Source organism: Streptomyces sp. NPDC054047, assembly GCF_055585065.1.
Map to the genome: position 1 here is coordinate 268,850 of NZ_JBVJKV010000006.1, position 22,135 is coordinate 290,984.

The 22,135-nt window shown below is 72.1% G+C and carries 21 protein-coding genes; 10 read left to right on the forward strand and 11 right to left on the reverse strand.

Annotation, left to right across the window (positions count from 1 at the left end):
* Nucleotides 1-101: 101 nt before the first annotated feature.
* Entirely contained in the window at nt 102-1,169 is a 1,068-nt protein-coding gene (locus tag ACZ6ZP_RS23550) for a saccharopine dehydrogenase family protein (protein WP_366464861.1), read from the forward strand.
* Here the strand turns inward: ACZ6ZP_RS23550 and ACZ6ZP_RS23555 are convergent.
* Entirely contained in the window at nt 1,166-1,762 is a 597-nt protein-coding gene (locus ACZ6ZP_RS23555) for a TetR/AcrR family transcriptional regulator (protein ID WP_366464860.1), read from the reverse strand. The genes ACZ6ZP_RS23550 and ACZ6ZP_RS23555 overlap by 4 nt on opposite strands.
* 250 nt (nt 1,763-2,012) lie before the next feature.
* Here ACZ6ZP_RS23555 and ACZ6ZP_RS23560 point away from each other — a divergent pair, with 250 nt between their 5' ends.
* Nucleotides 2,013-2,381 (forward strand): hypothetical protein, encoded by a 369-nt coding sequence (locus ACZ6ZP_RS23560; RefSeq protein ID WP_351164242.1) that lies wholly within the window; start codon nt 2,013-2,015, stop codon nt 2,379-2,381.
* A gap of 55 nt (nt 2,382-2,436) precedes the next feature.
* On the opposite strand, the gene ACZ6ZP_RS23565 is transcribed toward ACZ6ZP_RS23560, so the two are convergent.
* The 4 genes from ACZ6ZP_RS23565 to ACZ6ZP_RS23580 form a co-directional block, all read right to left on the reverse strand.
* Nucleotides 2,437-2,697, reverse strand: a complete 261-nt coding sequence (locus ACZ6ZP_RS23565) for a hypothetical protein (RefSeq protein ID WP_351164243.1) — start codon at nt 2,695-2,697, stop codon at nt 2,437-2,439.
* A gap of 79 nt (nt 2,698-2,776) precedes the next feature.
* Complete coding sequence (locus ACZ6ZP_RS23570) at nt 2,777-3,079, reverse strand: carboxypeptidase-like regulatory domain-containing protein (protein WP_361466771.1); 303 nt, start codon at nt 3,077-3,079, stop codon at nt 2,777-2,779.
* Between the two features lie 10 nt (nt 3,080-3,089).
* The gene (locus tag ACZ6ZP_RS23575; protein ID WP_351164245.1) at nt 3,090-4,022 is read right to left on the reverse strand and encodes a trypsin-like serine peptidase; all 933 of its coding nucleotides are present in this window, start codon (nt 4,020-4,022) and stop codon (nt 3,090-3,092) included.
* A gap of 384 nt (nt 4,023-4,406) precedes the next feature.
* A complete protein-coding gene (locus tag ACZ6ZP_RS23580) occupies nt 4,407-4,832 on the reverse strand; it encodes a VOC family protein (protein ID WP_351164246.1) in 426 nt (141 codons plus the stop codon).
* Between the two features lie 352 nt (nt 4,833-5,184).
* Between ACZ6ZP_RS23580 and ACZ6ZP_RS23585 the strand changes: the two genes are divergently transcribed.
* The 5 genes from ACZ6ZP_RS23585 to ACZ6ZP_RS23605 all read left to right on the forward strand — a co-directional run bounded on the left by ACZ6ZP_RS23585 (nt 5,185) and on the right by ACZ6ZP_RS23605 (nt 10,365).
* Nucleotides 5,185-5,574: a BlaI/MecI/CopY family transcriptional regulator gene (locus ACZ6ZP_RS23585; RefSeq protein WP_351164247.1), complete on the forward strand. Its 390-nt coding sequence runs from the start codon at nt 5,185-5,187 to the stop codon at nt 5,572-5,574.
* Between the two features lie 6 nt (nt 5,575-5,580).
* Nucleotides 5,581-6,513, forward strand: coding sequence for a M56 family metallopeptidase (locus ACZ6ZP_RS23590; protein ID WP_469408249.1), 933 nt, complete (start codon nt 5,581-5,583; stop codon nt 6,511-6,513).
* A 204-nt stretch (nt 6,514-6,717) separates the two neighbouring features.
* Nucleotides 6,718-8,055, forward strand: coding sequence for a hemolysin family protein (locus ACZ6ZP_RS23595; protein ID WP_468616050.1), 1,338 nt, complete (start codon nt 6,718-6,720; stop codon nt 8,053-8,055).
* Nucleotides 8,052-9,077 (forward strand): hemolysin family protein, encoded by a 1,026-nt coding sequence (locus ACZ6ZP_RS23600; protein ID WP_351164250.1) that lies wholly within the window; start codon nt 8,052-8,054, stop codon nt 9,075-9,077. Before ACZ6ZP_RS23595 ends, ACZ6ZP_RS23600 begins: the two co-directional genes overlap by 4 nt.
* A 151-nt stretch (nt 9,078-9,228) precedes the next feature.
* Complete coding sequence (locus ACZ6ZP_RS23605) at nt 9,229-10,365, forward strand: acyltransferase family protein (RefSeq protein WP_383821644.1); 1,137 nt, start codon at nt 9,229-9,231, stop codon at nt 10,363-10,365.
* 72 nt (nt 10,366-10,437) lie between these two features.
* Here ACZ6ZP_RS23605 and ACZ6ZP_RS23610 read toward each other — a convergent pair whose 3' ends face one another.
* Nucleotides 10,438-12,654: a WD40/YVTN/BNR-like repeat-containing protein gene (locus ACZ6ZP_RS23610; protein WP_361466784.1), complete on the reverse strand. Its 2,217-nt coding sequence runs from the start codon at nt 12,652-12,654 to the stop codon at nt 10,438-10,440.
* 307 nt (nt 12,655-12,961) lie between these two features.
* Here ACZ6ZP_RS23610 and ACZ6ZP_RS23615 point away from each other — a divergent pair, with 307 nt between their 5' ends.
* Nucleotides 12,962-13,210, forward strand: a complete 249-nt coding sequence (locus ACZ6ZP_RS23615) for a holin (RefSeq protein ID WP_351164253.1) — start codon at nt 12,962-12,964, stop codon at nt 13,208-13,210.
* Here ACZ6ZP_RS23615 and ACZ6ZP_RS23620 read toward each other — a convergent pair.
* The 4 genes from ACZ6ZP_RS23620 to ACZ6ZP_RS23635 all read right to left on the reverse strand — a co-directional run bounded on the left by ACZ6ZP_RS23620 (nt 13,195) and on the right by ACZ6ZP_RS23635 (nt 17,800).
* Complete coding sequence (locus ACZ6ZP_RS23620; RefSeq protein ID WP_351164254.1) at nt 13,195-14,841, reverse strand: ABC-F family ATP-binding cassette domain-containing protein; 1,647 nt, start codon at nt 14,839-14,841, stop codon at nt 13,195-13,197. The two genes, ACZ6ZP_RS23615 and ACZ6ZP_RS23620, sit on opposite strands and share 16 nt — an antisense overlap.
* A 10-nt stretch (nt 14,842-14,851) precedes the next feature.
* On the reverse strand, nt 14,852-15,865 hold the full coding sequence (locus ACZ6ZP_RS23625) for a hemolysin family protein (protein ID WP_351164255.1): 1,014 nt from the start codon (nt 15,863-15,865) through the stop codon (nt 14,852-14,854).
* Complete coding sequence (locus tag ACZ6ZP_RS23630; RefSeq protein WP_351164256.1) at nt 15,862-17,193, reverse strand: hemolysin family protein; 1,332 nt, start codon at nt 17,191-17,193, stop codon at nt 15,862-15,864. The genes ACZ6ZP_RS23625 and ACZ6ZP_RS23630 overlap by 4 nt, the downstream gene beginning before the upstream one ends.
* 181 nt (nt 17,194-17,374) lie before the next feature.
* Nucleotides 17,375-17,800, reverse strand: coding sequence for a GNAT family N-acetyltransferase (locus ACZ6ZP_RS23635; protein WP_399980745.1), 426 nt, complete (start codon nt 17,798-17,800; stop codon nt 17,375-17,377).
* A 100-nt stretch (nt 17,801-17,900) separates the two neighbouring features.
* Between ACZ6ZP_RS23635 and ACZ6ZP_RS23640 the strand changes: the two genes are divergently transcribed.
* Nucleotides 17,901-19,469: an outer membrane protein assembly factor BamB family protein gene (locus tag ACZ6ZP_RS23640; RefSeq protein ID WP_469408254.1), complete on the forward strand. Its 1,569-nt coding sequence runs from the start codon at nt 17,901-17,903 to the stop codon at nt 19,467-19,469.
* A gap of 97 nt (nt 19,470-19,566) precedes the next feature.
* Entirely contained in the window at nt 19,567-21,192 is a 1,626-nt protein-coding gene (locus ACZ6ZP_RS23645; protein ID WP_469408255.1) for an outer membrane protein assembly factor BamB family protein, read from the forward strand.
* 18 nt (nt 21,193-21,210) lie between these two features.
* On the opposite strand, the gene ACZ6ZP_RS23650 is transcribed toward ACZ6ZP_RS23645, so the two are convergent.
* Nucleotides 21,211-22,101, reverse strand: coding sequence for an LLM class F420-dependent oxidoreductase (locus ACZ6ZP_RS23650; RefSeq protein WP_361466797.1), 891 nt, complete (start codon nt 22,099-22,101; stop codon nt 21,211-21,213).
* Nucleotides 22,102-22,135 lie beyond the last annotated feature (34 nt).

Consider the following 22,135-nt stretch of genomic DNA (forward strand, 5'->3'; position numbering starts at 1 on the left):
ACTGTACGCCCCTCGTCATTCCAGCCACTGGTGGGGCGTGCGCCGGGCCCGGAACATGGTGGGCGCAGGGCACACCGCCCTCCGGACACCAGGAGCCCACCATGAGCAACACCCCTTCCACGCCTGCCGTAGCGGATGCCGACGTCTGGTCCCAGGGGCCGACGGTGGCCGTCGTCGGCGCCTACGGCCACACCGGCCGCTTCGTCGTCGCGGAACTGCTGCGCCGCGGCGCGACGCCGCTGCTCGTGGGCCGGGACCGGGGGAAGCTCGACGCGCTGCGCGGCCTGGCCCCCGACGCGCCGGTGCGCGTGGCGTCCACCGAGGACGCGGCATCCCTCGACCGTGCCCTGGACGGCGCGGTGGCGGTCGTCAACTGCGCGGGACCGTTCCTGATGACGTCCCTTCCGGTCGTGGACGCGGCGCTGCGCGCGGGCATCCCGTACCTGGACGTCGCGGCCGAACAGGGCGTCACCGCCGCCCTGTTCGACACCTACGGCGACCGTGCGCGGGACGCCGGCGTCGTCGTCGCGCCGTCCCTTGCCTTCTACGGCGGCCTGGGCGACCTGCTGGCCACCGCGGCCCTGGGGGAGTGGCCGGACGCGGACGAGATCACCCTCGCGTACGGCCTCGACAGCTGGCACCCGACCCAAGGCACCCGCCTGACCGGGGAGAGCAACGCCGGGCAGCACCTCGTCCACTCCGGAGGCGGGCTGCGCCCCTTCGACTACTCCCAGGACGTCTTCTCCTGGGACTTCCCCAAGCCGTTCGGCACCCAGGACGCCTCCGCGTTCGCCACGGCCGACCAGGTCACCCTGCCGCGCCATGTGCGCACCCCCGAGGTGCGCGCGGTGATGAACCTCGCGCCGCTGCGCGACGTCCGAGCGGCGCGGACCCCGGAGCCGGTCCCCGCCGACGCCGACGGGCGCTCCGCCCAGACCTTCGTGGTCGAGGCGGTCGTCCGGCGGGGCGAGGAGACCCGGCGCGCGGTGGCGGGCGGACGTGACATCTACGCCGTGACGGCGCCGCTCGTCGTGGAGGCACTGGAGCGCGTCCTCGACGGACGCTGCGCGACGCCGGGCGTCCGCGCGGCCGGGGAGGCGTTCGACGCCGCGGACTTCCTGCGCGCGCTCACCCCCGGGCACCTCACCCGGCTCGACCTGCCGGTCTAGTCCGGCCGCAGCGAGCACCAGATCCGGTCGGGCAGGAACCGCGCGGCCTCGGCGAGATCCATGTCGTACGTGCCCGCCAGCCAGCGGTGCGACGCCTCGGCGACCGGCCCCATGACCAGGACCTCGAGCACCGGTCCGGGCACGGCCGCGATCTCGCCCGCCGCGACCCGCGGGAGCATCCACCGCGCGACGACCGCCAGCTTGGCCGCCTTGGCCGTGCGGATCTGGTCCGCGTGCGCCGCGAGGTAGCCGGAGTAGCCGGAGGCGTGCAGGAAGAGGGCGGCGTCCGGGTGCTCCTCGGTGAAACGCAGATAGGCGGCGACCAGGGCGCGGACCCCGGTGCGGGCGGTGCGCGCACGGCTCAGGGCGGCGATCATCTCGTCGAACAGCTGCTCCATGCAGCGGGTGTACAGCGCGGCGGCCAGGCCGTCGATGCTGCCGAAGTGGTGGTAGAGGCTGCCGAGGCTGACATCTCCGGCCGCGGTGACCGCGCTGACGGTGAACCCCGGCCGGCCCGACGCGGCGTACACCTCCAGCGCCGCGGTCAGGAGCCGCTCGACGGTGGCTTCGCCGCGTTGCTGCTTAGGCGCCACAGCGCACCGGGCCCGCTCCGCCACTGTGCGTCATGGGCGGAGCCTATCCCATCGAAACTAAAACGAGTATCTAGAAATCAACTCCACAATCAGGTTCATGGCGCGGGCCACGCGAGCGGGGCGACACGCCTGCTCCGTGGCGGTCGCCGGATCCGCCGCGTCGGATGACATGCTGAAACGATCAGTGAAGTGGAGAGTGCGGTACGGCGAGTGCCGGTGAAATCTGGACCACGCGAAGGACGAGTGCGAAGTGCTGACCGTGCTGGTGCTGGCCGCCGATCACCGGGCCAGTCGTCTGATCCCGCAGATCGAGACCGTCCCCGGTGTGTACGTCATCTCCCAGACGGACGACAGCTTCCTCGCCCTGGCCCGGGCCCGCGCCCTGCTGCCCGACGTCCTGGTCATCGACCTCAGCGCCCGCTTCGCCGGCGACGCCGCCACGGTCATCGACCAGGCCCGCCAACTCCGGCCGCCCAGCCACATCCTGGTCCACGAGGGCGACGTCGTGGTGGGGACCGTATCGCCCACCGGCGCGGTCGGAACCGCTCCGGTGGGCGCATCGCCGGGACTCGCGCACACGCTGGCACGCCTCGCCGGCGACGCGGCCCCGCCGCCGTGACCGCGCCGACGCTCCGGCAGCGCCGGGCCCGGACCCGCTACAGGTCCGCGACCCGCTACACGTCGGCGACCCGCACCGAGAGCCCGTAGTCCAGCTCGGACCCGTCGACCAGGAGCGCCTCGACGGTGCGGGTCCCGGGGTCGATGTCGGCCTCCATCCCGTCACCCGCGTACCGGGGAAAACCGGAGGACCCGGTGTCCCCCGTGGCCACCACGACGGCCGAGCGCAGGGCGCCGCGGGCATCGGTCGTACTCTCGCCGTCCCCCGAGAACGCGGGGACCAGCAGGATCTCGAAACGCTGCGGGACAGTGTTCATGCACGTGACGCTAGACAGGACTGGCCCACCACGCACGTCCACCGCTGCCGGTCGGCGCCGCACGCGTCCCCCGGCCGAGCTAGCCGAGCGTCAGATCGACCCGCAGCCGCCCCGGCAGGACGGCCTGGGCCGACGGCTCGACGCGGACGGTGGCCTCGGCCGTGCCGGGCGGACCCGAGAGCGGGTCCGCCCGGCAGGTGAGCGTGTACACGCCCGCCGTGGGAGCGCTGAGGGAGAACCGTCCCTCGGCGTCCGTCAGGGCAGCGATGTCCGGCAGAGGCTGGGGCCCGTCGGTGAACAGGACGTGAGCGCCCGTCACCGGGGTGCCCGACGCGTCGCGGACGACGCCGGTGATCTCCACTGCCGAACCGCTGTCGTTCATCGGGGTTGGCTCACGCCTTCCATGCCACGTAGTTGTTGTAGACGGGTGTGGTGAACCGGGTTCCCGAGTTCACCCGGGCACCGCCGTAGGCGTGGATGCCGAAGCCGTAGCGGCCGGTGCTGTCGATGCGGTAGACGGAGCTGCCGCTCTGTCCGCCCGCGGTGTCGATGTCGTAGTACACCTTGCGCGGAGCGACCGAGTCGATCCCGCGCGCCGCGTACCACTGCGTCCCGGACGGCTTGTCGCCCGGATAGCCGGAGATGTTGCCGGTGGTCTTGAGCAGGTCGGAGTCCGACCAGACGCCGAAGCCGAACCAGCCCGTGGTGGAGCCGATGTTGGAGGGCGTGATGATCGCGCCGTAGTCGAAGTTCTCGTCGCCGTTGCTCGTCCAGCCCGTCACGGATCGGAAGCTGGTGCAGGTGATGCTGCCGTAGGGCAGCGAGGCGCCGTTGCGGCCCGGCATGACCTGGATGCTCTTCACCCAGCCGTCCCGGCCCGCCACACCACTGCCCTTGATGTAGACGCAGTGGCCCGCGGTGGCCAGGGTGTGCGGTCCCAGGAGCCAGCCGGTGCCCTGGTAGAGGGCGTTGTCGCGGGCGGTGATCAGCAGGTAGCAGTGCACCCGCCAGGGATACACGCTGGTGTTGGTGATCTGGATGCGGTCATCGGGACCGTGCACGGTCTCCGGAGCCAGGGGCGGCGGGCCGTACGACGCCTCGCCGATGTCGGGCAGCGTGGCGGTCGGGGCCGTCCAGGCCTCCGGCGCGAAGTGCTCCGGGCGGCGGTAGCCCTCGACGTGCTCCAGGCCTTCGCCCGTCGAGTGCTGGGCCTGGCCCTCGGTGCCCTCGGAGGGCGGCTGCAGGACCGCCTCCTGCTCGGCGGCCAGGGTTATGGCTCCGTCGTCCGGCTCGTTCGTCACTGCGGTGTGTGGATCTTGCGCCATTCTGGATCACCCGGCTTCTCTCAGAGCTGCGATGTGATGCCTTTCAGGACGCCGCGGCCGCAACGTTTTTTCGGGTCGATTCCCCTTCTTACTGCCGCCGGACAAGTGTCGCAATGAGCCTTTTGCGCCGACCGTCGCGCGTGCGCAGGTTCTGCCGTCCGGGGCGCGCAGTGCGTCAACTGTCCGACTCCCGGGGCCCACAGGGCGCTCGGGGCGTCACCCCGCCCCGCCGCCCCACGGCGAACGGACCCGGACCGGGCCTCAGCGACCTCGGCCGGACACAAGCGCCCCGCCCGCTGCGGGAGCGGGCGGGGCGCTATGCCTCAATCACGATTCGAACAGGCAAACAGCCCCCGGGAGCGGGCCGTTCCGCACCCGCGGACGCTAGGGGCGGGCGTAGGGACGGGTCATGATCTCCATGTTGTGGCCGACCGGGTCGTCGAAGTACGCACCGCGGCCGCCGAACAGCCGGTTGATCCGGCCCGGTTCGGTGTGGTTGGGGTCGGCGTAGTAGGTGACCCCGACCGTCTCCAGGCGGGTGATCATGGAGTCGAACTGTTCGTCGGGCACGAGGAACGCGTAGTGCTGCGACTGGATCGGCTCGTCGCGCAGCTCGTAGTAGTCGAGCGTCACGCCGTTGCCGAGATCGACGGGCAGGAACGGGCCGAACGGCGCGCCGACCTTCAGGCCCAGGATCGCGGCGAGGAACTCGGCCGACAGCTGCCGGTCCTTGGCGAAGACGGCGGTGTGGTTCAACTGGGCGGTGGTGACAGGTGAAGTGGTCTCGTGCGGGAGCTGGTCGTACGGCATGGGTGAGGTCTCTTCCGGATCTTGGGGTCCACTGAGGGCGCGCCGCAGGAGGGGGCGCGGGGAGGGGAAGTCGGAAGAGGGGACGGCGGGGCTCTGGCCCGCCTCGCGCTCACGCCGAGGCCGGACGCCTTACTCGTGCATGGCCCAAGGCCGACCCGGCAGTCACGTCAGTGACCTTAAGGGGCGCCACGGGGGCGGGGCAACGCAGTTCCGGCCGTGCGCCGCCCGGGGCCGGGGCGGGGGCAGGGACCCGCGCCGCGTCCGGCCGGCGGCGCACCTCCGGCCCGCGGGCGTTAGCCTCGTCCAAGGCGACGAGGCAGTGGGACGACGAGGCAGCGGAAGGGAGACGGGCGTGGCGGAGCAGCGGGGGCGTTCCCGGCGGCGGGGGCAGGGTGAGCTGGAGGCGCAGGTCCTCGCGGCCCTGCGCGAGGCGGAGGGCCCCGCGACCGCGGGCTGGGTGCAGGAGCGGCTCGGCGGGGATCTCGCGTACACGACCGTCGTGACGATCCTGACCCGGCTCCTGGACAAGGGCGCGGTGACCCGCGAGCGCGCCGGGCGCTCCTTCGCGTGGACCCCCTCGTCCGACGAGGCGGGCCTCGCGGCACGCAAGATGCGCAAGGTGCTCGACGGCGAGCGCGACCGGGAGGCGGTCCTTGCCAGCTTCCTCACCGCCCTGCCGCCCGGCGACGAGCAGCTGCTGCGTGAGCTCCTGGGCCAGGCCGAGGCGGAGAGGGACGTCTGAACCGTCATGGGGATGTTCGTCCTTCTGCCCCTCGTGCTGCCGCTGACCGCCTGGCCGGTCGCCCGGCTCGCCGAGCAGCGCCTGCACCCCCGCACCGCCACCCGGCTGCTCACGACGGTCGCCGCGGTCATGGCGCTCGCCAGCACCCTGTGCCTGGGCCTCCTGATGGTCGTCGGCACCGCCCAGCTGCCCGGGAACCCGCTGCCGGACGGCTGGTCCGACCCCGAGGTGCGCGCTGCCGTCCCGTACGACGGGGTCGCGGGGCGTCTGGCCATTCCGGGGCTGCTCGCCGTGGCCGCTGCCTGCGGCCGGACGCTGTGGCGCCACCGCCAGGTGCGCCGCCGTGCCCACCGCGCGCTGGCCGGACTGCCCGGCACCGCCGTCGCGGTCCTGCCCGACGACGTGCCCTACGCGTACGCGCTGCCCGGCGGCGCACGCGACCGGGTCGTGGTCACCACCGCCCTGCTCGACTGCCTCGAACCCGCCGAGCGCCGCGCCCTGTTCGCCCATGAACGCGCCCACCTCGCGACCCGGCACCACCGCTACCTCCTCGCCGTGCAGCTGGCCGCGCGCGCCAATCCCTTCCTGCGCCCGCTGCGCACGGCCGTGTCCTACACGACCGAGCGCTGGGCCGACGAGGACGCCGCCCACACCGTCGGCGACCGCAAGGCCGTCGCCCGCGCGATCGGCAAGGCGGCCCTGCACTCCCGCGGCGCCCCGGCCCCGACCCTGGCCGGACTCGCCGCCCCGGGACCCGTGCCGCGCCGGGTCGCGGCCCTCCTGCGCCCGGCTCCCGCGGCCCGCAGCTGGCCCTCCCTGTTCACCGCGGTGGGGCTCGCGGCGTGGGCCGCGGCGGCGGGGGCGGCGGCCTCCGCCATGTCGTCGGCGAACTCCGCCGTGACGATGGTCCTCATCCTGCACGCGGCCACCCCGCTCTAGTTTTCGCGTCGGACTCCCGGCGAACCTGGTTTGCCGTTCCTTTACAGTGGCTGTAGAAGCAGTACCGCTTCCCCGCCACCGCCCTCGTACGACACTTCGTACGAGTACGAGAAGGAGCCACGGACCCGCAATGGGTGAGCCTCCCAGTACGAACCGTGCCATGTCCCGGCCGCTGTCCGAGCGTGAGGGAACGGGGGTGGCACGGTGACCGAGATCCTGCTTCTGCTGCTCGCCCTGCTCCTCACCCTCGCCTGCGCGCTGTTCGTGGCGGCCGAGTTCTCCCTGACCACCGTCGAGCGCGGTGACCTGGAGCGCGCCGCCGACGCGGGGGAGCGAGGCGCCGAAGGCGCCCTGAAGGCGGTCCGGCGGCTGACCTTCCAGCTGTCCGGCGCCCAGCTCGGCATCACCGTCACGTCGCTGGTGATCGGCATGCTCGCCGAGCCCTCGCTCGCGGTCCTGCTGCGCGGGCCGCTCGAAGCGGCCGGGCTCGGCGGAGCCGCGTCCCCGGTGGCGAGCGTCCTCGGCGTGATCGTCTCCACCGTGGTCCTGATGGTCGTCGGCGAACTGGTGCCCAAGAACTGGGCGATCTCCCGGCCCCTCGCCGTGGCCAAGGTGGTCGCCGCGCCGCAGCGCGGCTTCACCGCCGCCTTCGGACCGTTCATCCGGCACCTGAACAACACCGCGAACCACGTCGTACGCCGCTTCGGCCTGGAGCCCGCCGAGGAGCTGGCCTCCGCGCGCACCCCCGAGGAGCTGGTCGCCCTGGCCCGGCGCTCGGCCGCCGAGGGCGCCCTGGAGGCGGACTCCGCCGAACTGTTCGTCCGCACCCTGCACCTGAGCGAGCTGACGGCACAGAACGTGATGACCCCGCGTGTGGACGTACGGGCCCTCGAGGCGCACGCCACGGCCGCCGACGCCGCGAACCTGACGCACGCCACGGGCCTGTCCCGCTTCCCCGTCTTCCGCGACAGCCTGGACGAGGTCATCGGCACCGTGCACATCCGCGACGTGCTCGCCCTGGCGCCCGAGATGCGGCAGCTCACCCCGGTCACCGACCTGGCCGCCGAGCCCCTCCTGGTGCCCGACAGCCTGCCCGCCGACCGGCTTCTGGAGCGGATGCGTCGGACCCGCACGATGGCCGTGGTCATCGACGAGTACGGCGGCACGGCCGGGGTGGCGACGGTGGAGGACATCGTCGAGGAGGTCGTCGGCGAGGTCCGCGACGAGCACGACCCCGTCGAGGTCCCCGACCTGCTGCCCGCGCAGGCCGCGTCGGACGGCCGCACCACGTGGGAGGCCGACGGCGGCGTCCGCATCGACCAGCTCGCCGCGATAGGGCTCACCGCGCCCGAGGGTCCGTACGAGACCGTCGCCGGCCTGATCGCCACCCGCCTCTCGCGCATCCCGGCCAAGGGCGACGCCCTGGACCTCGACGGGTGGGAGCTCGCCGTCCTGACCGTCGAGCACCACCGCGCCGACCGGATCCGCATCACCGAACCGGCGCTCCAGCTGCCCCGCCAGGCCGTGGAGGAAGCCCGATGACCACCCTGCAGCTCGCCATCGGCGCCCTGACCCTGCTCACCAACGCCTTCTTCGTCGGCGCCGAGTTCGCCCTGATCTCCGTACGCCGCAGCCAGATCGAGCCCCGCGCCGAGGCGGGCGACAAGCGCGCCCGCATCACCCTGTGGGGCCTTCAGCACATCTCCGCGATGATGGCCACCGCCCAACTCGGCATCACCGTCTCCTCGCTGGTGCTCGGCGCGGTCGCCGAACCCGCCATCGCGCACCTCCTGGAGCCCGCCTTCGAGGCGGTCCACATCCCGCACGCGCTCGTGCACCCGATCGCCTTCGTCATCGCCCTGACCGTGGCGACATATCTGCACATGCTGATCGGCGAGATGGTGCCCAAGAACATCGCGCTCGCCGCGCCCGCGAGGACCGCCCTGCTGCTCGGTCCGCCGCTGGTGGCGCTCACCCGCGCCCTCAAGCCGGTCGTCTTCGGCATCAACGCCTTCGCCAATACCCTGCTGAAACTGCTCAAGGTCGAGCCGAAGGACGAGGTCGAGTCCGTCTACACCGACGACCAGCTCGCCCGCATGGTCGTCGACTCCAGCGCGGCCGGGCTCCTGTCGGCGGCCGACGGCGAGCGGCTGCGCGACGCGCTGGAGCTGGGCACCCGGCCGGTGGGCGAGATCCTCGTACCGGTGGCCAAGATGCGCACCGTCGAGGCCTCGGTCACCCCGGCGCGCCTGGAGCGGGTGGCCGCCGACGCCGGTTTCTCCCGCTTCCCGGTGACCGGTCCGGGCGGCACCCTGCTCGGCTACCTCCACATCAAGGACACCCTGGGCATCGCCGAGCGGGACCGGCCCTTCCCGCGCGGCGTCCTGCACGTGGTCACGCGGGTGCACATCGACACCCCGCTGGACGACACCCTCACCGCGCTGCGGGCCGCGGGCAGCCACCTGGCGGCGGTCACCGGCGAGAGCGGCACGGTGCTCGGGTTCGTCACCATGGAGGACGTCCTGTCCGAGCTGGTCGGGCCCTCACCGGCGGCGCTCAGCTGATTCACAGGTGGCGTGGCTGTACGTGCGGGGGCTCCGGTGGCTAGGGTGCCCGTGATGTTCTACACAGGTGTAGCACCCGCATTGGACGTAAGACGCGCGACCGCGGGCCCGGGTTCCCCCGGGAGGTCCCGTGAGTGAGCCTGTCCGCTCGATGAACCAGACCGGGGCACTGCGGGCGCCGCTGCCCGCCGCGCGCAGTGCCCCTCCGGCGGCGGCTGAGGCCCCCACCGTGGCGCCGAAGCCGCTCGTCAAGCGCCGGGACTCGTTCTTCGACAACGCCAAGTACCTGGCGATCGTGCTGGTCGCGATGGGCCATGCGTGGGAACCGCTGCGCGGCGACAGCCGGGCCGCGGCCGCGCTCTACATCACCGTCTACACCTTCCACATGCCGGCGTTCATCGTCATCTCCGGCTACTTCTCGCGGAGTTTCGACGCGAGCCCGGGCCGCCTCAAACGCCTGGTGACGGGCATCGCGGTGCCCTACGTCATCTTCGAGGTCGCCTACACCTTCTTCAAGCGCTGGGCGGGCGACGACCCGACGTACCCGATCAGCCTGCTCGACCCCTGGTACCTCACCTGGTTCCTGGTCGCGCTCTTCGTCTGGCGGCTGACCACCCCGCTGTGGAAGCTGGTCCGCTGGCCGCTGCCGATCGCGCTGGCCATCGCCATACTCGCCTCCGTCTCGCCGGACATCGGCGACGACCTGGACCTGCAACGGGTGTTGCAGTTCCTGCCGTTCTTCGTCCTCGGCCTCTGCCTGAAGCCCGAGCACTTCCAGATCGTGCGCCGCCGTGAGGCCCGGCTCCTGGCGCTGCCCGTCTTCGCCATGGCGCTGCTGTTCGCCTACTGGGCCGCGCCGCGCATGAACGCCGCGTGGTTCTACCGCAGGGACAGCGCGCAGGAGTTGGCGGCGCCCGGCTGGTCCGGGGCCGTGATGACGCTCGGGATGTTCGGCTGCTCGATGGTCCTCGTCGCGTGCTTCTTCGCCTGGGTCCCCGGCCGCAGGCTCTGGTTCACCGCGCTTGGCGCGGGCACGCTCTACGGCTATCTGCTGCACGGGTTCATCGCCAAGGGCTCCCGCTTCTGGGACTGGTACGACCTCGACTGGCTGCACACACCGCTCGGCGAGATCACCGTCACCCTCGGCGCCGGGGCCCTCATCACCGTGCTGTGCACGCCACCCGTGCAGCGCCTCTTCCGGTTCGCGATGGAGCCCGACATGGAGTGGGCGTTCAAGAAGGACGCGAAGGCGGTGGCCCGCGGCAGAGGCGCACACCGGCGGCGCTGACGGGCCGTGCGTCCGCTCCGCTCCCGGCGGCTCGACTGCCGCCGGGAGCGGAGCAGTTGCCCGTCCCGTGGATCAGGCGGTGTTCAGCTCGTAGAAACCCCTGCCGAAGGTCGCGGCCACCAGGCGGTGGTTGCCCGCGTCGTACTCGATGTCGTCGACCGGCACCGCGGGCATCCCGCGGCCCAGGCGCGTCCAGTGGCCTCCCTTGGCGCCCGAGGTGAACACCCCCTGGTCGGTGCCGATGTGGAGCGTGCCGCCCCGTGCGATGACGAGGTCGTTGACGGGCGCGTCCGGCAGGTTGCCGGACAGGTTCCTCCAGTGCGCTCCGCCGTCCGTACTGCCGTAGACGTGCGGCGTGCCGGAGCCGGAACGGTAGGCGGAGTGCGTGGTGTACACGCGGTCGGCGTCCCGCGGGTCGACGACGACGCGGGTCACCCAGGGGAGCCCCTCGGCGAGCTTCGTCCAGTGCGCGCCCCGGTCCTTCGTGACCCAGACGCGGCCGTCGTCCGTGCCGGCGTAGACGGTGCGGCCGTCCGCGGCGGGGGCGATCGAGGTGATCGTGCCGTAGTTGGTGTAGATCGGGTCGGGGCCGGGGCCGCCCGACAGATCCGGGCTGATGGCCTGCCAGGTGGCGCCGCCGTCCGTGGAGCGGTTGAGCACCTCGGAGCCGTAGTAGAGGATCTTCGGATCGCGGGGATCGAAGACGACCGGCGTGAACCAGTTGCGGCGCAGATACGTGGTCTTGTCGGCGAAGTACGTGAGCGTGTCGCCGCCGTCGGTGGAGCTGAAGCAGTTGCCGTACTGGTAGCAGGCGTAGACGTTGTTCACGTCGGTCGGGTTGATCAGGTTCTCCTCGCCGTCCCCGCCGAGGTATTCGTTGAAGCGATCGCCTCCCCAGGAACGTATCGAGCCGTTGTCCTGCGAGCCCCCGGAGATCCGCGAGGTGTCCTGCGGGGATATCGCCGCGCTGTAGAGCTGGGTGTACGGCTCGTGGCGCGCCTTGACCCAGCCGCCGTCGCCGTTCGCGTCGGAGCGGTAGACGCCGCCGTCGTTGCCCAAGTAGACGCGGCCGGGGCGGCGCGGGTCCCAGATCATCGCGTGCTGGTCGACGTGGATGCTGGTGTCGTCGGCCGTCCAGGTGGCGGCACCGTCCTTGGAGGTCATCAGCGGGACGCCGGCGACGTGCACGTGCTCGGCGTCGCGGGGGTCGGTCCAGATCTTGCCGAACCACCAGCCGAACGTGGACTGCGAGTCGGTGAGCTTCTGGTCGGCCGGGGTCCGCTTCCAGGTGTCGCCCGCGTCCGTGGAGGCGTAGAAGCCCTCGAAGGGGCCGTCCGTCTTGTTGACGATGGCGTAGGCACGCTCCCCCGCGACGGCCAGACCGATCCGCCCCACGTCCGGGCCCCGCGCGGGCAGGCCCCCGCCGAGCCGCTTCCAGGTCCTGCCGTCGTCGCCGGAGCGGAAGATGCCGGAGCCCTCACCGCCGTAGGTGCGGCGTTCGGGTGTGCGGCGGTGGTCCCACAGCACGGCGTACAACTGCTTGCCCCGGACGACGATCTCGGTGGCGCCGGTGAACTCGTTCGCCCCGGTGAGGATGCGCTGCCAGGTCCTGCCGCCGTTCTCCGAGCGGTAGACGCCGCGGTCACCGCCGCCGTTGTAGAGCGAGCCCGCGGCGGCCACGTAGATGCGCCGCGGGTTGGCCGGGTCCACCGTGATGGCGCTGATCGCGCCCGAGTCGCGAAGGCCGGACTGCTTCCAGTGCCTGCCGCCGTCGGTGCTGCGGTAGAGGCCCGTTCCCTCGTACGTGATGCTGCCGCCGCCGGGGTTGGGCTCGCCGGTCCCCGCGTACAGGGTGCCGTCGGGCCCCGTGGCGAGCGCGCCCATCGCCTGCGTCCAGCCGTCGGGCCACGCGGACTCGAAGGTCTGCCCGGCGTCCGTGCTGCGCCAGACGCCGCCGCTGGCCGCGGCGGCGTACAGGGTGTCCGCGCGCTTGGGGTCGAGGGCGAGGGAGACGACGCGCCCGCCGATGTTGGTCGGCCCGACGGACTTCCACCGGCCGCCGGTGGTGGGCAGTTCGCGGGCCTGCGCGGCGGCGTCCGCGTGGGCGTGGCGCGGAATCGACTCTCCGGGGACGGTCTTCTGGAGGTAGCGGTACTCGGCGGGCGCGGCGGGACCGCGTACGGGGCGGTAGACGTCCCCCGGTGGCGGGGGCGCCGCGGAGGCCGGTGCCGTGACCATCAGGACACCCGCGAGCGGGGCGAGGAGCAGGTGAAGCAGGCGTCTGCGCATGGGCTTCCCTCTTCTTCCTTCCACGTCCTTCGGCATGGCCATTTCAAGCTGTGCCGACGGTAGGGGAGGGGACGGGGGAGCAGAAGGTCACAACCCGGCCGTTGTGCCGCACGGGCCCGGGTGTGCGTGTGTGCCGCGGGAGTTCGGCGGCGGCTCACCGAGGCGGCGGCCCCGGCCGGCGCCAAGATCGTGGTCCTCGAACCCGCCGGGATCTCTGAGTGCGACGCGCAGGCCCCCTGGGCACCGGTACCCGACAGCGGTATGCCGGGTGTTGATGACCCGTCAACCACGAAAGGGTGGGCCAGAGATGTGGACCGCCGGATTTTGGAAGGCCACCGCGGAGCGTGCGCTGCGTACGTTCGCGCAGTCGCTCGCCGCCGTCCTGGTCGCCGGGGCGACGACCCTCCTGGACGTCGACTGGAAGGCGGCGCTCGCCACCGCGGGGATGGCGACGCTGCTCGCCGTCCTCACAGCGGTCGGCGCCGCGAACGTCGGGGCGCGCGGGCCCGGCATCATGGAGACGCCCACCGCCCGCAGCCGTCAGGCCGGGCCCTGATCGGACCGGTCCACCCGGCCCGCTTCCACCGCGAGCCGTTCGCCCTTGAACCGCTCCCGCAGCCTTCGGTCGTGCGAGACCACCACCAGCGTGCCCCGGTAGCCCGCAAGCGCCTCGTCGAGCTCTTCGACCAGCGCGGGGGAGAGGTGGTTCGTCGGCTCGTCGAGCAGGAGGAGGTCGGCCGGGCGGGTCACCAGGCGGGCCAGGGCCAGGCGGCGGCGCTGGCCCACCGAGAGGCCCTTCAGCGGCACCACCAGATCCTCCTCGCGGAACAGGCCGAGGGACAGGAGCGTCGGGGCGTGGTCCTCGGGCAGGCCCGCGAGGCCCGCCGCGAACGCGTCGAGCAGGGGGAGGGTGGTGTCCTCGCCGGTCACGTACTCGATCTCTTGCGGCAAGTAGCCGATGCGGGAAGGGAGTTGGGTGTCCCCGCCGTCCGGGGGCAGCACTCCCGCCAGGACGCCGAGCAGCGTCGACTTGCCCGCGCCGTTCACGCCGTTCACCAGCGTGCGCGAACCGGGGGCGAGGAGAAGGTGATCGACGGTCAGGCGCTCGCCCACCGTGACGCCGGTCAGGCAGACCGGGCGTACGAAGGGGTGGTCGCCGCCCTCGATGCCCTCGCCGGGCGTGAAGTGCAGCGGGTCGGGCGGGCGCGGCACCGGCTCCGCGTGCAGCCTGCGCAGCCGCTCGCGCGCGTTGCGGACGAGACCGGAGATCTGGCCCTCCACCGACCGCTGGTGGCCCGCGAAGCGCGGGCTTTCACTCATCCGCCAGCCCGTCGCCAGGCGGTCACAACCGCCCTCCGCGAGCCGCTCCTGGCGCGCGACCTCCTCGCTCCACTTCCTGTAGCGCTCCTCCCAGCGGCGCCGGGCCGTGGCGCGCTGCTCCAGGTAGCCGTGCCAGCCGCCGCCGAAGCGCGCCACGGACCTGCGGTCGCCGTCGACCTCGACGATCACCTCGGCGACCCGGTCGAGGAAGACGCGGTCGTGGGTGACGGCGACGACCGTGCCCCGGTGCGCGCGCAACCGCTCCTCGAGCCAGCCGAGCGCCTGGTCGTCCAGGTGGTTCGTCGGCTCGTCCAGGAGCAGCAGTTCGGGCTGCGGCGCCAGGACGCAGGCGAGCGCGAGGCGCGCCGCCTCGCCGCCGGAGAGCGACCCCAGGGGGCGCGAACGCTCCAGATGGGGGACGCCGAGGCCGTGCAGCGCGGCTTCCAGGCGCGCGTCGGCGCGGTAGCCCTCACGTGCCTCGAAGGCCGCGACGAGGTCCCCGTACGCGGCGAGTCCGTCCGGCCCCGCCGAGCCCAGCGAGTCCTCCGCCTCCCGGATGCGCCGCTCAAGGTCCCGCAGCTCGGCGAGCGCGTCGTCCACCGCGTCCTGCACGGTGGCGTGCGGCGGCAGGCGCAGGGTCTGCGCGAGATAGCCGGTGCCGCCGTCCGAGACGACGGCCACCTCGCCGTCGGCGGGCACGAACTCGCCCGCCAGCAGGCGCAGGAGCGTCGACTTCCCCGAGCCGTTCTCACCGATGACACACGCCTTCTCGCCGGGCCGCACCGACAGGGAGACCCGTTCGAGAACGGGCCGCTCCGGATATCCGTACGACACGTCGCGCAGGACGAGTTGACTCACGGCGCGCATCCCCCTCGCGTCAGGCGGGCTGACCGAACAGCTCCCGCAGTACGTCCTCCATCGTGACCATGCCGGCCAGCCTGCCGTCCGAGCCGAGCACCGCCGCCACGTGCGTGCGGCTGCCGCGCATCGCGGTCAGCACGTCGTCCAGCGGCGTCGTCTCGCGGACCTGGGCGATCTTCCGCATGTCCGGCACCCGGAACGGCAGATCGCGGGGCATCCGGTCGAGCGCGTCCTTGACGTGCAGATAGCCGACGATACGACGGCCGTCGTCCACGACGGGGAAGCGCGAGAAACCGGACTCCGCCGAAAGCCGCTCCAGCTCCTCCGGTGTCACGCCCACCCGGGCGTAGACCACGCTCTCCAGCGGCAGCACCACGTCCCTGACGGGGCGGCGGCCCAGCTCCAGGGCGTCGTGCAGCCGCTCCTGGGCGCGGTCGTCGATGAGACCCGCCTCGCTGGAGTCCTTGACCATCCGGGCGAGCTCGTCGTCCGAGAAGGACGCGCTCACCTCGTCCTTCGCCTCGACCCTGAGCAGCTTCAGGAGGCCGTTGGCGAACGCGTTGATCGCGAAGATGACCGGGCGCAGCGCCCGCGCGGTCGCCACCAGCGGCGGACCGAGCAGCAGCGCCGTGCGCACCGGCTCGGCCAGCGAGATGTTCTTGGGGATCATCTCGCCGAGCAGCATGTGCAGGTACGTCGCCACCGTCAGGGCGATGACGAAGGAGATCGGGTGGACCAGTCCGTGCGGCACCCCGACCCCGTCGAACATCGGCTCCAGGAGGTGCGCGATCGCCGGTTCGGCGACGATGCCGAGCACCAGCGTGCACAGCGTGATGCCGAGCTGCGCCGCGGCGAGCAGCGCGGAGACGTGCTGCAGGCCCCACAGCACGCTCTTGGCACGCCGGTCGCCGTCCTCCGCGTACGGCTCGATCTGGCTCCTGCGTACGGAGATGAGGGCGAACTCGGCGCCCACGAAGAAGGCGTTGACGACGAGGGTCGCCAGGCCGATCAGCAACTGGACGGCGATCATCGCTCCTCCTCCTGGTGGTCGTCGTGCGGGGGTGCGTGCAGCAGGACGCGGGCGGCGCGGCGGCCGCGGGCGTCCACGACGTCGAGCCGCCAGCCACCCACCTCGACGCTGTCGCCCTCGGCGGGGATGCGGCCCAGCTCGGTCGCGACGAGCCCGGCGAGCGTCTCGTAGGGTCCGTCCGGCGCGCGCAGGCCGACGCGGGCCAACTGGTCGGTGCGGGCCGAGCCGTCGGCGGAGTACCGCGTGCGGCCGTCGTCGTCCGCGCCCGCGGCGGCGATGTCGGGCGTCTCGTGCGGGTCGTGCTCGTCGCGGACCTCGCCGACGACCTCCTCGACGATGTCCTCCAGGGTCGCGACGCCGGCCGTGCCGCCGTACTCGTCGATGACCACGGCCATCGTGCGCTTGCCGGAGAGCCGGTCGAGCAGCCGGTCGACGGTCAGCGACTCCGGTACGAGGAGGGGCTCGCGCATCAGCTCGGCGACGGGGAAGCGCGCCCGGCGCTCGGCCGGTACCGCCAGGACGTCCTTGATGTGAGCGACGCCGACGACCGAGTCGAGGTTGCCGCGGTAGACGGGGAAGCGGGACAGGCCCGTCGCCCGGGTGGCGTTCGCGACGTCCTCGCAGGTGGCGAGGACGTCCAGGGCCATGACCTGGACGCGCGGCGTCATCACGTTCTCCGCGGTGAGGTCGGCGAGGTTGAGGGTGCGCACGAACAGCTCGGCGGTGTCCGCCTCCAGGGACCCCTCCTTGGCGGAGTGCCGGGCGAGGGCCACCAGTTCCTTGGGGCTGCGCGCGGAGGCCAGCTCCTCGGTGGGCTGGATGCCGAAGCGGCGTACGGAGCGGTTCGCGGTGTTGTTCAGATGCGCGATGAAGGGGCGGAACAGGGAGCTGAACAGGCGCTGCGGGGTCGCCACCCGTTTGGCGACGGCCAGCGGGGACGAGATCGCCCAGTTCTTGGGGACCAGCTCGCCGACGACCATCAGGAAGACCGTCGACAGGGCCGTGCCGATGACCAGGGCCACCGACGAGGCCGCCGACGAGGGGATGCCCATGGCGCGCAGCGGGCCCGAGATCAACTTGGCGATGGAGGACTCGGAGAGCATGCCGACGACGAGGTTGGTCACGGTGATGCCCAGCTGGGCCCCGGAGAGCTGGAAGGTGAGGTTCTTGACCGCCTTGAGGGCGCCGGCGGCGCCGCGCTCGCCGCGTTCGGAGGCGCGCTCCAGTTCGCTGCGCTCGACCGTCGTGAGGGAGAACTCCGCCGCGACGAAGACGCCGCAGGCCAGCGAGAGCAGCACCGCCGCGAGGAGCAGGAGCACTTCGGTCATCGGGTCACCTCCGTCCCATGATCGGGCAGGGACCGGGGGAATGCGCGATGTCGGGTACTGGGAGGCTCGCCCATGGGCGGACGCTCACACCTTTCGTTGACGTTCGAGTGGTCCGTCCATGTTAAAGGACCAGCAAAGCCCACTCCTGCGGACCGATCTCGGGTACCCCGGGTTCGGCCGGTCAGTCGGTGAGGTGCTTCACCCAGCGGCTCCACTGCGGCTGGGGCGCGTAGCCCGCGGCGTGCCAGGCGTGGTGGGCCTGTTCGTTGCGGTCGAGGACCATGGCGTCGCCACGGCGCCCGCCGAGGCCCACGAAGCGCTCCTCCGCCGCGGCGAGCAGCGCCGAGCCGATGCCCTGGCGGCGGTGGTCGGGGTGCACGGCGAGGCGGTAGAGGTGGCAGCGCCAGCCGTCGAAGCCGGCTATCGCGGTGCCCGCGAGGATGCCGTCGCGCTCCGCGAGCAGCAGGGCCTCGGGGTCGCGTGCGACGAGGCGGGCCACTCCGTCGCGGTCGTCGCTGATGCTCGTTCCCTCCGCGGCCTCGCGCCAGAACCGCAGGACGGCGTCGATGTCCGAGGGGGTCGCGCGGCGGATGTGGAGATCGCTCATGGGCAGATGTAAGCAGCGCGGCGCCCTGTCTGGCGAACGGTATAAACTTTTTCTAGAAAAAGACTCTAGAAACGGCGCTGTTTGGGCGAGAATCTCACTCATGGTCAATCGTGAGTCCCAGCCGGTGCACCAGCCGGTCCCCGGCAACCCCTACGCCCAGCCGCCACCCGCCCCGCCCACCCCGGGCCGCCCGCGGAGGCTCGGCGTCGCCATCGGTGCCGGCGCCGTCGCCCTGGTCCTGATCGGCGTGGGCCTCTATGCCGTCACCCAGGGAGATGACGGCGGGAGCGGTAACGGTTCCCGTGAGCCCGTCGCGGCGCAGACACGTCAGTCGCCCGACCGCGAGGGGGAGTCGGCCGAGCCGGACGGGGACGCCGACGCGAGGGACGACGGATCGGCCGAGGTGATCGACGTCAACGCGGGGCGCAAGTCCGGTGAGGCCAAGGCCTGGGCCGCCATGAACGACCTGGAGCTGCCCGGCAAGGGCGCGCAGCTCCAGGACCTCTGGCACGTGCCCGGGATCGTGGCCCAGGCCGAGTACAACGAGGTCACCGGCTACAAGACCGCGGACGGCTCCAAGGCGTGGACGGTGCCGCTGCCCGGTCCGGTGTGCGACACACCGGTGAACCCCACACCGGACGGCAAGGTCGTCGTCGCGTACACGAAGAGGAAGTCCGAGCAGAGCTCGAAGTGCGACCAGCTGCGGATGATCGACCTGAAGACCGGCGAGAAGGGCTGGCACAAGGAGCTCACCGCGGGCGGCTTCTGGGACGACACCAGCATGACCCACGTCTCCATCACGGGCAGCACCGTCCTGGTCGACCAGAGCGCCACCATGCGCGCCTACCGGATCGGCGACGGCAAGCGGCTGTACACGACCAAGCGGGAGCGGGAGGGCAACTGCTCCATGGACGGCGTCGCGGGTGGCACGGCGCTGCTCCAGGTGGAGTCCTGCGCGCCGGGGAGCCCCGGCACGCACGGCCGGCTCAAGAAGCTCGACCCCCGCACCGGCGACGTCAAGTGGAGCTACCGGACGAAGAAGGGCTGGGGCATCCGGAAGGTCTACTCCGTCGACCCCGTCGTGATCACCGTCCAGAACCGCGAGGAGATGGACAGGTGGGCCGTCGTCGCCGTCGACGACAAGGGAGAGCAGCGCTCCTGGATCACCGCCGACAAGGGCCCGCACGCGTTCGAGATGTGCGCCGGGGCGGGAGACTCCGGCGAGGGCGTCCAGAACTGCCCGGGGGCCGCGGTCGGCGCGGACACGCTCTACCTGGCGACCGAGCCCAAGGACGGCGTCCTTGGACCCAACAAGATCGTCGCCTTCGATCTCCGTACGGGGAAGGCCAAGTGGACCGGGGCGGTCGACGGCGGGCGGCAGATCACGCCGGTGGCGGTGGGCGGCGCCGACCGGCGCGGAACGGTCGTCTACGTACAGGCGCAGAGCGGCAAGAACGGGCAGACGGTGCGGTTCGGCCCCGGTGGCGGCAAGCCGGACGTGCTCCTGCGCCACACCTCGGCGGCCCAGGAGATGGAAGCCGGGATGTTCGCCGGCCACACCCTGTACGCCGACGGGCGGTTCTTCGTGACCCCCACGCTCCTGTCCGGCAAGAGCCACGGCGGCAAGGGCGAGGAGGGCAACGCCCGCATGCTCGCCTTCGCCCGGTGAAGCCCCGCACCGGGCACCCCCGTGCCCCCGCGGGCGGCCGGGCCCAGGTCTCGACCCCGCAGCAGACACCCCCACCCGCCCCAGCAGTGGAGCCACGATGACGCAGCCCTTCCCGCCGCCCGAGCAGTCCCCGCAGGGCCCGCAGGGCCCGCAGCCTCCCCAGGGCGGCTTCGGCCCGCCCCCGCAAGGCGCCTTCGGCCCGCCCCAGCAGGGGCAGACCCCCGGCTTCGGCCCGCCTCTCGCCCCGCCGCCCAGCGGCTTCGGCCCGCATCAGGTCTACCAGTCGATACCCGACCCCAGCCCGCCACCGGGACCGGGAGGCAGCCGGCGCGGGCGCCGCACCGCGATCGTCGTCTCCGTCGTCGCAGCCATCGGACTGATCGCGGGCGGCGGTGTCTGGTACGCCGTCTCCTCCGGCGACGGCAAGGACAAGACCGCGGCCAAGCCCGCCGGTGACCGAGCCAAGCCCCGGTACGTGAAGCCCCAGGAGAAGGCGCCCGCCGATCCGAAGGCCTACTTCAAGGCGTCGGGCGTGCAGCCCGAGCTGCCCAAGGGGGAGAACACCTGGCAGACCAAGGGCTCCTGGTTGACCGACAAGGTGTACGCCAAGGCGTCGGTCGACAAGATCGTGGGTCTCGACGCCACCACGGGGGAGGACAAGTGGACCCTGCCCAAGCCCGGCATGGCGTGCGCGGGCTCCCCGGACGTCGGCAAGGGCGGCGTCGCCGTGGTCGTCACGGGGGCCAAGGTGCACGACGACCGCGGCTTCCGCGCCCCGTGCACCGAGGTCACCGCGTTCGACGTGGACAAGGGCAAGAAGCTGTGGACCAAGTCGCTCACCATCGGCTACCAGAAGGAGAAGACGGCCTTCAACCAGGTCACCATCAGCGGTGACACGGTCGCCGTCGGCGGCCTGTACGGCGGCGCGGCGTTCGATCTGCGGAGCGGCGACATCCTGTGGGAGCCGAAGCAGGGGGACAAGTGCCGCGACGTCGGCTACGGAGGCGGCGCGCGGCTGGTCGCGGTCCGCTCCTGCGGTGAGTACGGATCGGAACGGTTCAAGGTCCAGCTCATCGACCCGGCCACGGGAAAGTCCCGGTGGACCCACAAGCTGCCCGCGGGCGTCCGGGCCCCCAGCGTGATCTCCACCGAGCCGGTGGTCGTCGCCCTCGACTCCGGTGAGATCAGCGCGTCCGGCGCCACGGACGTCTTCTCCCTCGACGAACGGGGCGAGCGGCGCACGCGGATTCCCCTGCCGGACGACAAGTACCTGCACGAGTGCGGCACCGCGTCCATCGTCCAGGACTGCCGGGGCATCGTGGTGGGCAACGACAAGCTCTACGTGCCCACCAAACAGCGCGACGGGGTCAAGGAGTTCTCGTCGACGAACGACATCGTGGTCTTCTCCCTGGCCACCGGAAAGACCACGGGGCAGAAGATGGAGGCGGGCGACAGTTCCCCCATCTTCCCGATCCGCATGGACGGCGGGAACGTTCTCGTCTACAAGAGCGCCCCGGTCACGCAGGTCGTCTCCGTCGACGGCAGGACGCTGAAGAAGGAGACGGTGCTCCTGGACGCCACCACCCGGCCGAGCATGCTGTCGCCCTTGAGGTCCGAACTGCTTTTCAGGAAGAACACGCTCTACCTCAGCTCCGACCTGCTCGCGAAGCCGTCGACGAAGGGCAAGGAGACGATCATGATGTACGGGTTCGCCGCGAAGTAGCCGACGCGCGGCGAGCCCTCACTCGCCGCGCAGCTCCTCGATGACCGGCCCGAACGCCTCGAAGTACGGTTCGAGGACGGTGATGTAGGAGAAGCCGTACCGCTCCCGCTGGGCGCGCACCTGGTCCGCGATCTGCCGGACGGTGCCGATCAGCAGGAGCGGCAGGGCGAGGGCCTCGTCCTCGGTGAGATGCGGGATGTGCTCCAGGACCGGTTTGACCGCTCCCCGGCGGTCGCCGGTCACCTCGACCAGCTGGATCAGCAGGTTCAGCTCGGCCGGTTCGGAGCGGCCCGCGGCGAAGCGCCGGTAGGCGGCGACCCGCTCGTCCAGCTCCTCGGGTGTGAGGTGGCTCATCTTGCCGCTGCTGTCGCCCGGGGCCACCTTGGCGCCGGTGAACGCCGCGATGTCGGCGTGCTCGGCCGCCAGCTTCAGCATGCGGTCGCCGTTGCCGCCGACGAGGAGCGGCGGCCGGGGTTTCTGCACAGGCCGCGGCTGGTGCTCCTCGGAGCCGAGGAGCCGGTCCAACTCCTCTACGGTGCGCCGGAGATGGCCCACGCGCTCACCGGGCGTGCCCCAGGGCAGGCCGGCCGCGTCGTGCTCCGGTTTGACGTAGCCCGTGCCGAGCCCCAGCTCCAGGCGGCCGTCCGTGAGCGCGTCCGTGGTCGCCACCTCGCGGGCGAGCAGCATGGGGTTCCAGAACCCGGCGTTCAGCACGAACGTCCCGACGCGGGGCCGCTCGGTGGCCTCGGCGGCGGCGACGACCGAAGGGAAGGGGGCGGGCATGCCGAGATGGTCGGCCACCAGGATGACGTCGTAGCCGAGCGCCTCCGCCTTGCGGCACTTCTCGCGCCACGCGTCGCCGGTGGAAGCGGTGACCATGTTGACACCGAAACGGAACGGGCGGCTCATGAACTCTCCCCACGCGTAAGCACAGTTGGGCACG

Excerpts from the sequence above, each read along its gene's own strand:
- ACZ6ZP_RS23550 (WP_366464861.1), top strand. The coding sequence starts at position 102 with ATGAGCAACACCCCTTCCACGCCTGCCGTAGCGGATGCCGACGTCTGG.
- ACZ6ZP_RS23565 (WP_351164243.1), bottom strand. The coding sequence starts at position 2,697 with ATGAACACTGTCCCGCAGCGTTTCGAGATCCTGCTGGTCCCCGCGTTC.
- ACZ6ZP_RS23570 (WP_361466771.1), bottom strand. The coding sequence starts at position 3,079 with ATGAACGACAGCGGTTCGGCAGTGGAGATCACCGGCGTCGTCCGCGAC.
- ACZ6ZP_RS23575 (WP_351164245.1), bottom strand. The coding sequence starts at position 4,022 with ATGGCGCAAGATCCACACACCGCAGTGACGAACGAGCCGGACGACGGA.
- ACZ6ZP_RS23580 (WP_351164246.1), bottom strand. The coding sequence starts at position 4,832 with ATGCCGTACGACCAGCTCCCGCACGAGACCACTTCACCTGTCACCACC.
- ACZ6ZP_RS23590 (WP_469408249.1), top strand. The coding sequence starts at position 5,581 with ATGGGGATGTTCGTCCTTCTGCCCCTCGTGCTGCCGCTGACCGCCTGG.
- ACZ6ZP_RS23600 (WP_351164250.1), top strand. The coding sequence starts at position 8,052 with ATGACCACCCTGCAGCTCGCCATCGGCGCCCTGACCCTGCTCACCAAC.
- ACZ6ZP_RS23605 (WP_383821644.1), top strand. The coding sequence starts at position 9,229 with ATGAACCAGACCGGGGCACTGCGGGCGCCGCTGCCCGCCGCGCGCAGT.
- ACZ6ZP_RS23610 (WP_361466784.1), bottom strand. The coding sequence starts at position 12,654 with ATGCGCAGACGCCTGCTTCACCTGCTCCTCGCCCCGCTCGCGGGTGTC.
- ACZ6ZP_RS23615 (WP_351164253.1), top strand. The coding sequence starts at position 12,962 with ATGTGGACCGCCGGATTTTGGAAGGCCACCGCGGAGCGTGCGCTGCGT.
- ACZ6ZP_RS23620 (WP_351164254.1), bottom strand. The coding sequence starts at position 14,841 with ATGCGCGCCGTGAGTCAACTCGTCCTGCGCGACGTGTCGTACGGATAT.
- ACZ6ZP_RS23625 (WP_351164255.1), bottom strand. The coding sequence starts at position 15,865 with ATGATCGCCGTCCAGTTGCTGATCGGCCTGGCGACCCTCGTCGTCAAC.
- ACZ6ZP_RS23630 (WP_351164256.1), bottom strand. The coding sequence starts at position 17,193 with ATGACCGAAGTGCTCCTGCTCCTCGCGGCGGTGCTGCTCTCGCTGGCC.
- ACZ6ZP_RS23635 (WP_399980745.1), bottom strand. The coding sequence starts at position 17,800 with ATGAGCGATCTCCACATCCGCCGCGCGACCCCCTCGGACATCGACGCC.
- ACZ6ZP_RS23640 (WP_469408254.1), top strand. The coding sequence starts at position 17,901 with ATGGTCAATCGTGAGTCCCAGCCGGTGCACCAGCCGGTCCCCGGCAAC.
- ACZ6ZP_RS23645 (WP_469408255.1), top strand. The coding sequence starts at position 19,567 with ATGACGCAGCCCTTCCCGCCGCCCGAGCAGTCCCCGCAGGGCCCGCAG.
- ACZ6ZP_RS23650 (WP_361466797.1), bottom strand. The coding sequence starts at position 22,101 with ATGAGCCGCCCGTTCCGTTTCGGTGTCAACATGGTCACCGCTTCCACC.